This window comes from Vibrio sp. E150_018 (genome assembly GCF_053544035.1).
In genome coordinates, this window is record NZ_JBHGNY010000006.1 from 18,455 (window position 1) to 33,635 (window position 15,181).

Sequence of the window (15,181 nt, forward strand, 5' to 3'; positions counted from 1 at the left end):
GATTGGGAGTAAAGGAACACTATGCTACGTCTAGCCATTATCGGGACAAACTGGATCACTGAACGCTTTGTGCAAGCCGCATTAGAAGTGAATGAATTTGAATTAACCGCCGTATATTCACGCAGCGAAGCGCGAGCGGCAGAGTTTGCTGCGCCGTTTAACGCTCAAGCACAGTGTTTTACCGATTTACAGACTATGGCGCAAAGTGATGCGTTTGATGCGGTCTACATTGCTAGCCCGAACTCTCTACACTATGAACAAAGCGTGTTGATGTTAGAAAATGGTAAACATGTGATTTGTGAAAAGCCTATTGCCTCGAATATCACTCAAGCTGAGCATATGTACCAAGTAGCTGAACAAAATGGTGTGGTGCTGTTTGAAGCATTTAAAACGGAGTACCTACCTAATTTCCAGCTCATTACCCAGAATCTTGAGAAGCTCGGTAAAGTGCATAAAGTGTTTATCAACTACTGCCAGTATTCATCTCGTTATCAGCGTTATTTAGATGGTGAAAACCCGAATACTTTCAATCCCGCCTTCTCAAACGGCTCAATTATGGATATCGGTTTCTACTGTGTCTCTAGTGCTGTAGCGCTATTTGGGGAACCTGAAACGATTAAAGCGAGTGCTCACTTACTTGATTCTGGCGTTGATGCTCACGGTACAGTGATTTTGAGTTACAAAGAACATGATGTGGTGATTTCCCACTCTAAAGTTTCAGATTCGAATATCCCAAGTGAGATCCAAGGCGAAGCTGGTTCAATGATTATTGAGCACATTTCTGAGTGCGACCATATTATCTTGAAGTTACGTGGTGAAGAGGCAAAAATTTTGAGTGTACCTCAAGTCGAAAATACCATGACTTATGAGGCTCAGTTTTTTGCCGAGCAAATTAAGCAAGGTAAGTTGTGTGATAATGCTAAGGCTAGGGCATTAGGGGTATCGAGGGTGACGACAGAAGTGAGAAAGCAAGTGGGTGTTAGCTTTCCGGCTGATAAATAACGCGACTATTGCTTTATAACTATTATCTAGAGACCTTAAAGTGGGCATGAAGTTCTTTTCTCTGAATTAATTCCAGAGAATTTGTGAAGCTCTGTTTCATCTGCATCAATCACTTCTTATAAAGTCTTTACCTCCCGCTCTGATTGAGCGTATGGGTGTGCCTTCGATAGTTGGATCCAGTTCAAAAATAGATCTCGATATTTATGTCGAAGTAACGCTTGATGAAATGGACAAGCTATCAAAGAATTACTTGAACTCGGGTTTATATAAAAATTAGGCACCTTACGAGCTTTAAAGCTATGCTTGTTAGAAGTGATAAATGATGGTGTAGCGGTGCAATTAATCGCGAAGGACTCTGAGTTAGAGTGCCTTCTACACACTAGTGATTCTCTCCCCCTCAATGACAATAAAGCTTTGGTCGAACACTACAACCAGTTGAAGAGTAGTTTGAGGGAAGGAACTCTACTGTTCACTCTACTTCTTGCAAACTTAACTGCAAAAGAATTAAAAATTAGACAAAAATAAAGATAACTATTTGAATTTAAGTTATTTACTCTCAGCGCGTTTATTTGACATTTTCTTTGTGCATTAATACAAGGTTCATATAGGTTAATGGAGTAACAACGATGAGAAAAAAACGACCTACTTTTAAGGGGCTGAATGTCAGGCTATTTATGGCCATTTTTATTTCTCTGATGGTAAGTGGTTGTCTTCACAACAACACCATCACGCTGGATATTGAAGATGGTTCTGTTGTGAAGGAGCGAATGTTCAACATTACAGGATCCGTCTCGATCGTAGAAGAAGGCACTTCAGTTCAATACAAGCAATTTCCTAGCATCACAGCCCCGGTTGCCACAGACGGCACCTTTACGTTAGCTGGGTTACTGTTACCACTCGGAGAAACAACCTTAACCGTGCAGTCACTTCTCAACGGAACTATTAATGGTGAAACCAGTTTTAACATCACTTATGAGCCTGATTCAGGAGTCTCAGCTATCTACTCCGCAGACAATAGCACGCCAGTCAACCTTTCTGTCGATGACCCACAAGACCCAGCATATGGAGCAAACCTCCTGATTGAAGCAGGCAGTGTGCAGATTCCTGACGATGTTAAGCTAGAGGTTGGTATCATCTCAGATAAAGAGCATATGCCTATTCTTCCACAAGGCTATCAAGCCGTAGGCGCACCGATCACCTTGCAGCCAATAGGGCAATCTTTTTCACCTGCAGCTCTCGTGGCAATACCTTACAACAGCGAAGAGGTAACCGATCTGGGTGTAGAACCTCTGGTACTTGCGCTCGGGGATAACGGTTGGGAAGTTTACCCTCACACTTCGCTAACAGGCAGTCAGCTTAAAATTTCTATCAGCCAACTGTTTTATGGTGGGTTCATTGCGGCGGTAAAAAAGCCGCAAGATGATCACACTCTAGTGTTGAATACGACACCTTCAGGAGCATCGGTTTATCTAAATGGGGCGCTACAATCTCAACTCTCACCGTTTGTGATTCAAAATATCCCTAACGGTCAAAACGAGGTAAAACTCTATATTCCGGGCTACAATGAAAAATTCGTCAGTTTTGATATGGCGACAGCCAGCGTAGAACTTTCAGAGCAACTCGTGAGGGGTGACTCATCGGTTTCACCTTTGATTGAGTTGGTACCTGAGATCACCGATGGACTTGTCGTCTCCGATAATGTGTTTAAGCTCGTCGGCACAGTAGCCGATACCAATGGGACATTTGAAAATGGTCGGTTAGTGCTCAACTTGAATGGTCTTGATTCTTTTATCTCCGTAACGGCAAATGGTGAGTTCGATCACACTATCTCATTGTTGCCTGGATCAAACAGTATTGAGCTGAGAGCGACCGATGCACTCGGCAATACTGGCACAATACCCACACTTGAGATCATCAATCGTGAAGGGCAGCAAGTCCAATTGTTCTCTATCGACTCCACTGCGCGCGCGGCCGCACAAAGTACAACGCAGAATCGCTCAATCACCATCATATTAACATGGTCATCGAACGATACTGATGTGGATATGCACATTACCGATCCCAATGGCAATAAAGCGTGGTACGGCAATTTAAGCGGTATCCCAGGCGCAAGGCTAGATATCGATGATACCGATGGCTATGGGCCTGAGACATTTACATTTCTTGACCCAATTTTCGGTACTTACAAAGCGGATGTTCACTACTACTCCGATCATGGTAACGGCTCCACGACTGCGAACCTATCTATCCAAGTCGGTTCTCGTCTGATTTTTAATGGTAGCCGTACGCTATCAAATCAAGGATGGTGGAATGCGCATACGTTCGATATTGACGATTTTTCTATTATTGAAGTATTGCCAAATGATGGTGTCTTCACTACTCAGAGTGGTGAGAATCAGCTTATCGTTACCCTAAATGTGCCAGAACATATTGATCCCAGCTTCGCATAAGCTGAAATACCAAATCAAAGCGCTATCAGGTGGTGAAGAGACAGATTCTGTCGAAATAGAACAAGAAGTGAAATCTCAAATTCGGCAAGAGTACGTAGATAAACTCGATTTTCGTCCAGACTTTGCACGTAATACCCCCACTCGTGACAGCATTATTACAGCGGCGAATTTCCCAGCAGGCATTACAAACTTCACATTTGATGAGTTTTCTACCTATTCTGATTACGGCCCCACTTATGCTGTGATCGGTGAGTCTGTACACATCGCTCAAACAATTCGCCAAGCTTGGGGTTATCCACTGCGTGTCACGTCAGGTTGGCGTAATCCAAGAAGGAATGATTCATTAGGTCCATCAAGTATTAATAGTTTCCACCAAACCGGGGACGCGGTGGATCTCAATCCATCTTGGAACTCCGCCCACTGGCCGCAAGATGCTTTCACCTATCAACAAGCTCAGCAGGCACTAACTAACTTGGCGAGAAACACCATGGATGCCAACTACGACATTTTGTTTCATGCTAATCATTTGCATGTCGAGCTCGATCCTTAAGATCATAAGTTAGCGGCGATATAGCTAAACGTGAAAAGGTGAATCTAATGGTTCACCTTTTGATTATCACCGCTGAAGCATAAACCACTGACCATACACCATAGTCAGTAGTTGATTATTTTCCAGAATTATTTACGCGTGTAAGATGCTTTTTCTACACTAACCCCTCATGGTAACGAATTCTTCACTACCCGTTGGGTGAATGGCGACAACAGCATCAAAGTCTGCTTTGGTAGCACCCATCTTCATGGCAACCGCAAAGCCTTGGATCATTTCGTCAACGGTAAAACCAATACCGTGCAGACCAACCACTTTTTCATCATCACCAGCACACACCAGCTTCATTTTACATGGTTGACGGTGTGAAGTGACGGCGGTGTACATAGCGGTAAAGCCTGAGGTATAGACTTTGACATTGTCTTCACCGTATTGCGCTTTAGCGTCTTGCTCAGTTAAACCAATAGTACCAATTGGCGGGTGGCTAAATACCACGGTTGGCACTAGGTTGTAATCCATCTTAGCGTCGGTTTTACCGTTAAATAAACGCTCTGATAATTGACGACCGGCTTTAACGGCTACAGGCGTCAGTTCAATACCACCTTCCATGATATCACCCACACAGTAGATACCTTTGACGTTGGTTTCTTGGTATTCATCCACTTTGATGTAACCGCGATCGTTGGTTGCTACGCCAGTCACATCTAAGTTAATGGCATCGGTTGCTGGATGACGACCAATTGCCCAAATTAGAGTATCAACATTTTGGCTTTCACCGTTTTCTAGGTGAAGAGTAATGCTACCGTCAGCTTCTTTTACTACCTCTTTTGGTACAGAGTTAGTGTGTAGCGTTGGGCCTTCGGTGTTCATTACTTCAACTAAAGTCTCGACAATCATAGGATCGAAGCTACGTAGCGGTGATTCTTTACGAACAAATAAATGAGTTTCAGTGCCAAGAGCGCTCAGTACGCCAGCAATCTCTACCGCGATGTAACCTGCACCAACCACAGCAACGCGTTTGGGCTGTTCGTTTAGCTCGAAAAAGCCATTTGAATCAATACCGTACTCAGCACCAGGAATGTTTGGAATGGTTGGACGACCACCGACAGCGATCAGGATATGATCCGCCGTGTATTGCTCGCCGTTAACTTCAACGGTTTTCTCATCCACAAACTTAGCAAAGCCTCGGATAACATTGATTTTGTTATTACCTAATACGCGGTCGTAAGATTGGTGAATACGGCCAATATAGGCTTGACGGTTTTCTACCATTTTGGCCCAGTTAAAGCTTTTTAGCTCAACATCAAAGCCGTAATCTTTTGAATACAGGTTAATCGCTTCCGCTACTTGCGCGCCGTGCCACATTACTTTTTTAGGTACACAGCCTACGTTGACACAAGTGCCACCCAGATCTTGTGCTTCAATCAGTGCCACTTTTGCGCCGTACATGGCTGCACGGTTAGCTGATGCAATACCGCCACTACCGCCACCAATACAAATGTAATCAAAATGCGTTGTCATTCTGTTCTCCGTAACCTGTTATGTCTGTCTTTATGTAATGAGGGTAGCAGATGAATTATGCAACCCTAGTTCAATTTATTGCTGATTATTCTGGAACAATCCACTCAACTTTATGATGGCCTGTGCTTGGCGCGATTGCTTGTTGTAGCATAGGCAAAATTTCGGTCATTTGGCTTTCTAATTTCCACGGTGGATTAATCACTATCATGCCCGATGCCGTCATACCGCGCTCAAGACTATCGGCAGAGACGCCTAATTCAATTTGCAAAATGTTACGAATATCGAGTTTTTTAAGATTGGCAATCATGTCATCAATTGTATGACGATAAACCACAGGATACCAAATGGCATAAATACCGGTCGCCCAGCGCTTATGGCTTTGTGCAATGGCTCTCACCACATCTTGGTATTCGTGAGCCAATTCATAAGGCGGATCGATGAGCACTAAACCACGACGCTCTTTCGGTGGCAAGCTGGCTTTTAAATGTTCGAAACCGTCTTTTTGATGGATTTTAACCTGGCGATCACGATGAAATTCTTGCTCTAAAAGCGGATGATCACTGGGGTGAAGTTCTGTTAACACCATGCGGTCTTGATTGCGTAAGTGAGCACGTGCTACGCGTGGAGAGCCCGGATAGTAACGCAGTTCGTCACTATCATTGAGTACTTTGATTGACTCTAAGTAGCTCGTCACTTCTTCAGGAAGGTTTTGTCCCCAAATGCGTGCGATGCCTTGTTTGTATTCACCGGTTTTTTCTGACCATTCGTGAGTTAAGTCGTAGCGGCCTACACCAGCATGCGTATCATGGTAAACGAACGGCTTATCTTTTTGCTTTAAGGCATTCAAAATTAAGCTTTGTACTATGTGTTTTACCACATCGGCATGGTTGCCAGCGTGAAAACTATGGCGATAACTCAGCATGGTTTATCTCTTGAAATTGGGTCAATATTACCGTCTATGATACCGAATATTATTGAGCCTTGCCTGATAAAAGAAAGTCCAAAGTAGTTTTTACTTTCAGCGCCATTGAAATCTAGTGAGTTAGCCTACATTTATACCTAAAGAAAAGTTTCTAAATATAGAAGAATCACTATCCCCAAAGTAATTGGAGTTGCAGTGAGGCGACAAGAGAATGAGGCCCCATAAGCATAGCTTGTCTATGACTTTCTTTAATAAAGAGATAGGGGGGCGAATGAACGCCGTCAACAAAGCTGCAGCTTCAAGTACAAAGGGGATACACGAATTAAGGAAAGCATTCATGTCTAATCCGTTACTCTCGTTCGTTGAATCTAAAGATGGTTTACCACCGTTTTCTCAAATTAAACCAGAGCATGTCCAGCCTGCTGTAGAACAAGCGATTGCCGATTGCCGTGCCCAAGTTGAAAAGGTGCTTGCTGGTGGTGAAAAGCCAACGTGGGATAACCTTTGTGAACCACTAACGGAAACGGATGATCGTTTAAGTCGTCTTTGGTCACCGGTCAGTCACTTAAACTCAGTTCAAAATAGCGAAGAGTTACGTGAAGCTTATGAAGCCTGTTTGCCACTATTGTCTGAGTACGGTACTTGGGTTGGTCAACATAAAGGGCTTTATGAAGCGTATAAAGCGCTTAAAGCCAGCGATGAATTTACTAGTCTCACTATCGCTCAGCAAAAATCGATCACCGATGCATTAAAAGATTTTGAACTATCGGGGATTGGTCTACCTGCCGATCAACAAAAGCGTTATGGTGAAATCAGCAAACGTTTATCTGAGCTTGGTTCTAAGTTCTCAAATAATGTGCTTGATGCCACTATGGGGTGGACTAAACATATTACCGATGAAGCAGAATTAGCCGGTATGCCAGAATCTGCCATGGCGGCAGCAAAAGCGAATGCAGAAGCGAAAGAGTTGGATGGTTGGTTATTAACGTTAGAAATGCCATCTTACATTCCAGTGATGACGTATTGTGATAACCAAGTATTGCGCCAAGAAATGTACGAAGCCTTTGTGACTCGCGCTTCTGACCGTGGTCCAAATGCGGGTAAGTGGGACAACACCGAAGTGATGGCGGAAGAATTAAAACTTCGTCATGAAATCGCACGCTTGCTTGGTTTTAGCTCTTATGCTGAAAAATCGCTCGCCACCAAAATGGCAGAAACGCCAGCGCAAGTCTTAGAGTTTCTTAATAACTTGGCGACTAAAGCCAAACCACAAGGTGAACGTGAAGTTGAAGCACTACGCCAATTTGCTGAGCAAGAATGTGGTGTGACCGAATTAAACCTGTGGGACATTGCATACTACAGCGAAAAGCAAAAACAAAAATTGTTTCAAATTTCCGATGAAGAGTTACGCCCATACTTCCCAGAATCAAAAGTAGTATCTGGTTTATTTGAAGTATTAAATCGAGTCTTTGGCATGACAGTGACTGAAAAAACTGGCGTTGATGTGTGGCATGAGTCAGTACGTTTCTTTGAAATCACCGATAGCCAAGGTCAATTGCGCGGTAGCTTCTACTTAGATTTATACGCTCGCGAGCACAAACGTGGTGGCGCTTGGATGGATGAGTGTCGGGTACGTCGCACGCTGGCTGATGGCTCAACTCAATCACCAGTGGCCTATTTAACCTGTAACTTCAACAAGCCAGTGGGGGATAAACCTGCCTTGTTTACGCATGATGAAGTCGTAACCTTGTTCCATGAATTTGGTCACGGTATTCACCACATGCTGACTCAAGTTGAAGTGGCAGCGGTATCGGGCATTAACGGTGTACCTTGGGATGCGGTTGAGCTACCAAGTCAGTTCCTAGAAAACTGGTGTTGGGAAGAAGAGGCACTATCGTTTATTTCTGGTCACTACCAAACCGGTGAAGCGTTACCAAAAGAAATGCTGGATAAAATGCTCGCGGCGAAGAACTTCCAATCGGCAATGTTTATTTTACGCCAGTTAGAGTTTGGTCTATTCGACTTCACGCTCCATTCACAATACGACCCAGAAATTGGCGCGAAAGTGCTGGAAACGCTGGCGGATGTGAAATCCAAAGTGGCGGTATTACCAAGTCTAGAATGGAACCGTTTCTCACATGCCTTCAGCCATATTTTTGCTGGTGGTTATAGTGCAGGTTACTACAGCTACTTATGGGCCGAACTGCTTTCAAGTGACGCTTATTCACGTTTTGAAGAAGAAGGTATCTTTAACAAAGACACCGGACAAAGCTTCTTGAATAACATCCTAGAAATGGGTGGCAGTGAAGAGCCGATGGAGCTATTCAAACGCTTCCGTGGTCGTGAGCCGAAAATTGATGCGTTATTGCGTCATGCGGGGATTGAAGGCTAACTTCGGTTCTCGAATATCGAGCGCTTCGCTGCTCGTGACTTGAAAAAGATAGAAGCGATTTCATTAAATGGAGTCGCTTCTATTGTTTTATTCTAGTGTGAAACTGACATGCTTATTCGAGACACGAGACACGAGACACGAGACACGAGACACGAGACACGAGACACGAGACACGAGACACGAGACACCTACCTAATCATCTCCTTGGTTTTTTCTCCCACCAATACATCTGACAACTTATTCAATACTGACCCTGTTTGATGCCAATAATGCCAATATAGAGGGACTTCAATCCCTTCACGATCGGGGAATATATCAACCAATTGTTCAGCAAAAGGTTGGGCTTGAATCACGGGTAACAAACCATAACCTTGACCATGTAAGAGCATGTCGGCTAGACCTTCGCTTGATGGGCAAATATGGTAGGGGAATTGGGTAGGTAAGTTCCATTTTTGAAATTGCTGTTTTTGCAGCTTATCGTCTGCGCCGAAAATTACCGCGGGAGCCACCTGTAATATGTCCGCAAGATCTTGTTCCGATTGCGAAGTCTGGAAGTATCTTTTATTAAAATCTGGAGAACAATAGAAACGATATTCCATCGTGCCTAAGTACTCACAACGGATGCCAGATAAGGTTTTATTCGAACTGCATAAACAGCCCATCGCTAACCCTTCTTCGAGGTGCTTTAATCCTTCGCTTTGATCTTCAATTAAGAGTTCAAACATTACATTATGTTGTTGATGGAAATTTTGGGTCGCTTTGAACCACCAAGTGGCAAGGCTATCGGCATTGATGACAATTTTGAGTGGGTGAGATACGCCGTCTTCACCGAGTAGGTGGTGTAATTCGAATTCGAGTTGTTTAACCTTCATGGCGTGATTAACCAAATTTTGCCCAGTAGGTGTGAGGGTTAAGTTCTTACCTCGTTGCACTAAAATGGCACCGACCCGTTGCTCTAGGTTAGTAATTCGTTGTGAAATAGCCGATTGACTAATATTGAGTTCTTGTGCCGCAGCTTCAAAACTTTTCAACGCTGCAATTCTTTCCAGTGATTCTAATAATTTGTAGTCAAACATGCCCACACCTTTCTTAAGTAATTCTTATGAAGCTTTAATTATTTTAATTTTAACTTATGTGTTTGGTCGTGCAATATTAGCCTCTATCAAGTGTGAGTAAGCAAGAATAATCAAGGATAAAAAGCATGTTGAGTGTGGCATTAAAGGGCGCGTTTGTATCAGGTAGTCTTATTGTGGCGATTGGTAGTCAGAATGCCTTTTTGCTTAAATCCGGTTTGAAAAATAACTATGTAATGCTGGTGGCGACCTTATGTTTCTTAGGGGATGTATTGTTGATCAGTACTGGCGTCCTTGGGGTTGGCGCATTATTACATCAAGCCCCTGTGATGACAGAAATCTTAACCTTATGTGGTGTCGCCTTTTTATGTTGGTATGGATTTTTATCGGCAAAATCAGCGTGGCGTGGTCAAAGTCATTTAGATATTGATAACTCGGAAGTCAGTCGTAATTGGATCAAGGTGGCGTTAATGACCTTGGCAATGACGTTTTTGAATCCTCATGTTTATATCGACACAATTTTGGTGTTAGGTGGCATTACTTCATCATTAAACTTTGAAGAAAAACGTTGGTTCTTGGTTGGTGCGTTAACTGCTTCTGCGATTTGGTTTTATGGCGTAGCCTATATTGCCAAAAAGCTGATCCCATTTTTTGCTAACCCGAAAACCTGGCAGATTTTAGATACAGTGATAGCGGTGATTATGTTTTCGATTGCGGTGGGGTTGGTGAAGAGTTTAGTTTCTAGTTTCTAGGTGCGTGACTCGGTGCTCGGGCACTGCGTTGATCGTAGCTCGAACGGCGGTGGAAGATAATAATAAAAATTGTCATCCCTGAAACGACGAAGGAGTTATCAGGGATCTATATTCAGCGCGTTGTGATTAGATTCCTGTTCTCGCTATGGCTCGGCGGGAATGATGAGAAAATGAAGCAACTCAGGTTGCTTTGGATTTTAGCTTTTCGAACCAAGAGCAATAATGCGGCCGAGATTCCGAACTTCGAATAACGATAAAAAAAGGCTTCTATACTCTCATCAATTGAGAAGTAGGAAGCCTTTTGGTTAAGGGAACGAGTTAAATCTTTTTCAAGTTACGAGCAGCGAAGCACTCGAGACTCGAGAGACGTTACGAGAACTGATTCATCGTATTATTCTCGCCCGATGCTTTCAGTGCTTGGTCACCCGAGAAGTACTCTTTGTGATCATCGCCGATGTTCGAACCTGACATATCTTGGTGTTTCACCGAGGCTAAACCTTGACGCAGTTCTTTACGCTGAACGCCGGCTACGTATGCCAACATGCCTTGCTCACCGAAGTAGTCTTTCGCCAAGTTATCCGTTGAAAGTGCGGCGGTGTGGTAAGTCGGTAGCGTAATCAAGTGGTGGAAAATACCCGCTTGTGCCGCCGCATCACGTTGGAAGCTTTGGATTTTCGCATCCGCTTCTAGTGCTAGTTCTGAACCGTCATACACTTGACTCATTAACTGGTCACGGTCGTAAGCGGATACATCTTGACCTGCTTCTGCCCACATATCGAATACTTGCTGACGGAAGTTGAGCGTCCAGTTGAACGATGGGCTGTTGTTGTACACCAATTTCGCATTTGGAATCACTTCACGGATACGATTTACCATTCCGGCGATTTGACCAATATGTGGTTTTTCGGTCTCAATCCATAGTAAATCGGCGCCGTTTTGTAGCGAAGTAATGCAATCTAGTACTACGCGATCTTCACCTGTATTTGGTTTAAAGCGAACCAAGCCATTTGGTAGTCGAGTTGGCTTAATTACCGCATCACCTTGTTTTATTACCATATCACCAGAGTTCAACTCTGTTAGAGATTGAATCTCAACCCCATCAATGTAGGCATTGTATTGGTCGGCTAAATCACCTTCGCTTTGTGATACTGGGATTTTTTGGGTAAGCCCCGCACCCAGTGAATCTGTACGCGCGACAATTACGCCATCTTCCACACCAAGCTCTAAGAATGCGTAGCGAACTGCGTTAATTTTCGCTAAAAAATCCTCATGTGGCACAGTGACTTTACCGTCTTGGTGACCACATTGTTTGGCATCTGACACCTGGTTTTCGATTTGAATACAGCATGCACCGGCTTCAATCATCTTCTTCGCCAGTAGGTAGGTCGCTTCTTCATTACCAAAACCTGCATCGATATCGGCAATGATAGGTACTACATGAGTTTCAAAATTATCGATCTGCTTTTGTACCGCTTGTACTTTAATTTGATCGCCTGACGCTTGCGCCGCATCAAGATCTTTAAATAGATGATTGAGTTCACGCGCATCGGCTTGTTTCAAGAAAGTGTACAACTCTTCAATCAGCATTGGCACTGAGGTTTTCTCGTGCATGGATTGGTCAGGCAATGGGCCAAATTCAGAACGCATTGCCGCGACCATCCAACCAGAAAGGTACAAGTAACGACCACGGGTCGTTTCAAAATGCTTCTTAATTGAAATCATTTTTTGTTGGCCGATAAATCCATGCCAGCAACCTAGAGATTGTGTGTAGTTTGCAGCGTTTTGATCGTAAGCCTCCATATCTTCACGCATGATTTTTGCTGTAAAGCGTGCAATATCAAGCCCAGTGCGGAAGCGATTTTGTAAGCGCATACGAGCGACATACTCCGGCGTGATAGCATTCCAAGTACTTTGGCTTTCAATGGTTTTTTGCGCTTCAGTAAGTTGATGCTTGTAGCTATGTTGGGTTGTTGTATTTGGCATAATGATTCCCTTCTATATTTTCGTTGCTAGAGCGCTTCGCTTCTCGTGTTTCGTCGCTCGGACGCTCTGCGTTTTTCGTTATTGGATTTGGTATGTTTTTATCGTTTTCTAATGCACTGTGCTGTTCTTCGAGAAACGAGCAGCGTAGTGCCCTAGATTCGAGATTCGTTTTAACCTTTTGCCCAAGCTCGGTACTGATGCAGTAACGGTTCCGTATACCCACTCGGTTGATTACGGCCTTGGAAAATCAACTCTCTTGCGGCTTGAAATGCCAGGCTTTGCTCAACATTTGGCAGCATAGGTTGATAACCTTCTGAGCCTTCGTTTTGTGCATCAACTACCTGTGCCATTTTGTTCATGCTGTCCATCACTTGCTCTGGGCGGCAAACTTTGTGCAACAACCAGTTGGCAATGTGTTGGCTGGAGATACGCAAGGTGGCGCGGTCTTCCATTAGTTCGATGTTATTAATATCAGGCACTTTGGAGCAGCCAATTCCCATTTCAACCCAGCGCACTACGTAACCTAAGATGCCTTGAATGTTGTTATCGAGTTCCGCTTCAATTTGTTGTTGAGAAAGCGTTTCTTCTAGTAATTCAAGGGTTAATAAATCCGCTTGATTAGTCGGTGTGCGCTCAGCGATCATTTGTTGCTCGGCAAATACGTCTACTTGGTGATAATGCAAAGCGTGTAATGTGGCCGCGGTCGGCGAGGGCACCCAAGCGGTATTAGCGCCCGATTTTGGATGAGTGACTTTAGCCGCCATCATGGCTTTCATTTCCTCTGGCATTGCCCACATGCCTTTGCCAATCTGCGCTTTACCAGTAAAACCACATGCTAGACCCACTTCGACATTGTTGTTTTCATAAGCTTCAATCCAGGTTTGCTGCTTAATATCCGCTTTCGGTTTAAAAGCACCGGCTTGCATGCTGGTGTGAATTTCATCGCCAGTGCGGTCTAAAAATCCGGTGTTGATGAATACCACGCGTGATTGTGCGGCGCGGATACATTCTTTTAAATTAACGGTTGTGCGACGTTCTTCATCCATAATCCCCATTTTGATGGTATTCGGCTCAAGATCGAGCATGTTCTCTACACGTTCGAATAGTTCATTGCTGAATGCCACTTCTTGTGGGCCATGCATTTTCGGTTTAACGATATAAATACTGCCAGTACGGCTATTGGTCACGCGACATGCTTGTGGATTCTTAATTTCAATCGCGGCAATAAGTGCTGTGATCACAGCATCAATTAAGCCTTCTGGCATATTTTTACCTTGTGCGGTTTGTACTAAATCACTTGTCATCAAGTGACCAACGTTACGAACCAGTAGCAATGAACGGCCATGTAAGTTGTAGTCATCACCATTTTTATGGGTGTAGTTACGGTCGCAGTTCAGGCGGCGAATTTGAGTTTGATTGCCTTTGCTGATCGTGGCTGTTAGGTTGCCAGTGATTAGGCCAAACCAATTTTGATAGGCCTCAAGTTTGTCTTGGCTATCAACGGCCGCAACGGAGTCTTCAAAATCCATAATGGTCGAAAGTGCCGATTCAACTTGAATATCATCCAAACCTGCAATGTCATGTTTACCAATTGCACCTTTACGGTTAATGATTAACTCAATGTGCAAACCGTGGTTTTTCAACACGATAGAAGTTGGTTCTACATCTGGGTTACTAGAAGCAACAAACTGACAAGGTTGCGCTAAACCTGATTGACTACCATCAGGGAACGTCGCCAATAAGTGATGGAAATACACTGAATAGCTTTGAACATCGTGATGTGAGCCTTGTTTTAGTGGGAAGTTGTCATCTAAAAAGGTTTTAGCGAAATCAATCACATGTTTGCCACGAGCTGGGTTGTATTTCTTACCCGCTTTTAAGCCTTCCGATTGAGTAATGATGTCGCTGCCGTACGCTGCATCGTAAAGACTACCCCAGCGAGCATTGGCAGCATTTAGTGCAAAGCGAGCATTTTTAATCGGTACGACAAGTTGTGGCCCCGCTAGTGTGGCAATTTCTTGATCAACATTTTGAGTGCTGATTTGGAAGTCGTCGCCTTGTTCAACTAGGTAGCCAATTTGTTGTAAAAATGCCTGATATTCGCCTTGATTAAATTGAGGGTGGCTTTTGTGCCAGTCATCAATTTGAGTTTGTAGACGAGTACGAGTTTCTAGCAATTCTTGATTCTTCGGCGCAAGATCATTCAACAGTTGGCTGAAATTAGCCCAAAATTGCTGCTGATCGAGACCCGTTAATGGCAACACTTGTTGATTGACGAATTGAACTAGCTCGGCATTGAATTGGTGTTGAGTGGCTAATGTTGTTTGTGTACTGGTCATTGGACCATCGATAGTATGTGCTAAGTTCATATTCATTCCCTCATGTTGCGACTCATTTTTTAGCAGTGGCGATGATTTGATATTGGCTTTTTGACTATTTTTTTTTGAATCACTGATCTCTCAATTAGTGACCGCTGTCTTAAAGTTGAACATCAAATGCTGCTTTTTCATCCTGTGACTAAAAGAATAGCGATAAACTG

General features: G+C 43.7%; 10 protein-coding genes. 5 read left to right on the plus strand and 5 right to left on the minus strand.

Annotated features, from left to right (window positions below; genetic code table 11):
- The first annotated feature begins 21 nt into the window (after positions 1-21).
- From ACE3G9_RS08015 to ACE3G9_RS08025, 3 genes are all read left to right on the plus strand, one after another.
- Entirely contained in the window at positions 22-1,002 is a 981-nt protein-coding gene (locus ACE3G9_RS08015; RefSeq protein ID WP_449218869.1) for a Gfo/Idh/MocA family protein, read from the plus strand.
- Between the two features lie 674 nt (positions 1,003-1,676).
- Positions 1,677-3,452: a PEGA domain-containing protein gene (locus tag ACE3G9_RS08020; protein WP_449218870.1), complete on the plus strand. Its 1,776-nt coding sequence runs from the start codon at positions 1,677-1,679 to the stop codon at positions 3,450-3,452.
- Positions 3,418-4,002, plus strand: a complete 585-nt coding sequence (locus tag ACE3G9_RS08025; RefSeq protein ID WP_417880431.1) for a D-Ala-D-Ala carboxypeptidase family metallohydrolase — start codon at positions 3,418-3,420, stop codon at positions 4,000-4,002. The genes ACE3G9_RS08020 and ACE3G9_RS08025 overlap by 35 nt, the downstream gene beginning before the upstream one ends.
- A 159-nt stretch (positions 4,003-4,161) precedes the next feature.
- Here ACE3G9_RS08025 and gorA read toward each other — a convergent pair whose 3' ends face one another.
- Both gorA and ACE3G9_RS08035 read right to left on the minus strand, forming a co-directional pair.
- The gene (gene gorA / locus ACE3G9_RS08030; RefSeq protein ID WP_417880430.1) at positions 4,162-5,520 is read right to left on the minus strand and encodes a glutathione-disulfide reductase; all 1,359 of its coding nucleotides are present in this window, start codon (positions 5,518-5,520) and stop codon (positions 4,162-4,164) included.
- A gap of 85 nt (positions 5,521-5,605) precedes the next feature.
- The gene (locus ACE3G9_RS08035; RefSeq protein WP_417880429.1) at positions 5,606-6,442 is read right to left on the minus strand and encodes a 23S rRNA (adenine(2030)-N(6))-methyltransferase RlmJ; all 837 of its coding nucleotides are present in this window, start codon (positions 6,440-6,442) and stop codon (positions 5,606-5,608) included.
- Positions 6,443-6,779: 337 nt separating this feature from the next.
- Between ACE3G9_RS08035 and prlC the strand changes: the two genes are divergently transcribed.
- Positions 6,780-8,834 carry an oligopeptidase A gene (gene prlC / locus ACE3G9_RS08040; RefSeq protein ID WP_449218871.1) on the plus strand — a complete coding sequence of 685 codons (2,055 nt, stop codon included), beginning with the start codon at positions 6,780-6,782 and terminating at the stop codon, positions 8,832-8,834.
- 188 nt (positions 8,835-9,022) lie between these two features.
- Here prlC and ACE3G9_RS08045 read toward each other — a convergent pair whose 3' ends face one another.
- On the minus strand, positions 9,023-9,910 hold the full coding sequence (locus ACE3G9_RS08045) for an ArgP/LysG family DNA-binding transcriptional regulator (RefSeq protein WP_449218872.1): 888 nt from the start codon (positions 9,908-9,910) through the stop codon (positions 9,023-9,025).
- Between the two features lie 125 nt (positions 9,911-10,035).
- On the opposite strand from ACE3G9_RS08045, the gene ACE3G9_RS08050 reads away from it, so the two are divergent.
- Complete coding sequence (locus ACE3G9_RS08050) at positions 10,036-10,659, plus strand: LysE/ArgO family amino acid transporter (RefSeq protein ID WP_449218873.1); 624 nt, start codon at positions 10,036-10,038, stop codon at positions 10,657-10,659.
- 369 nt (positions 10,660-11,028) lie between these two features.
- On the opposite strand, the gene ACE3G9_RS08055 is transcribed toward ACE3G9_RS08050, so the two are convergent.
- Positions 11,029-12,642 carry an isocitrate lyase gene (locus ACE3G9_RS08055; RefSeq protein ID WP_449218874.1) on the minus strand — a complete coding sequence of 538 codons (1,614 nt, stop codon included), beginning with the start codon at positions 12,640-12,642 and terminating at the stop codon, positions 11,029-11,031.
- Between the two features lie 170 nt (positions 12,643-12,812).
- The gene (locus ACE3G9_RS08060; protein ID WP_449218919.1) at positions 12,813-14,981 is read right to left on the minus strand and encodes a malate synthase G; all 2,169 of its coding nucleotides are present in this window, start codon (positions 14,979-14,981) and stop codon (positions 12,813-12,815) included.
- Between the last annotated feature and the right edge of the window lie 200 nt (positions 14,982-15,181).

Coding starts and splice junctions, on each gene's coding strand:
- ACE3G9_RS08045 (WP_449218872.1), bottom strand. CDS start 9,910: ATGTTTGACTACAAATTATTAGAATCACTGGAAAGAATTGCAGCGTTG.
- ACE3G9_RS08025 (WP_417880431.1), top strand. CDS start 3,418: ATGTGCCAGAACATATTGATCCCAGCTTCGCATAAGCTGAAATACCAA.
- ACE3G9_RS08015 (WP_449218869.1), top strand. CDS start 22: ATGCTACGTCTAGCCATTATCGGGACAAACTGGATCACTGAACGCTTT.
- ACE3G9_RS08035 (WP_417880429.1), bottom strand. CDS start 6,442: ATGCTGAGTTATCGCCATAGTTTTCACGCTGGCAACCATGCCGATGTG.
- ACE3G9_RS08060 (WP_449218919.1), bottom strand. CDS start 14,981: ATGACCAGTACACAAACAACATTAGCCACTCAACACCAATTCAATGCC.
- prlC (WP_449218871.1), top strand. CDS start 6,780: ATGTCTAATCCGTTACTCTCGTTCGTTGAATCTAAAGATGGTTTACCA.
- ACE3G9_RS08050 (WP_449218873.1), top strand. CDS start 10,036: ATGTTGAGTGTGGCATTAAAGGGCGCGTTTGTATCAGGTAGTCTTATT.
- ACE3G9_RS08055 (WP_449218874.1), bottom strand. CDS start 12,642: ATGCCAAATACAACAACCCAACATAGCTACAAGCATCAACTTACTGAA.
- ACE3G9_RS08020 (WP_449218870.1), top strand. CDS start 1,677: ATGGCCATTTTTATTTCTCTGATGGTAAGTGGTTGTCTTCACAACAAC.
- gorA (WP_417880430.1), bottom strand. CDS start 5,520: ATGACAACGCATTTTGATTACATTTGTATTGGTGGCGGTAGTGGCGGT.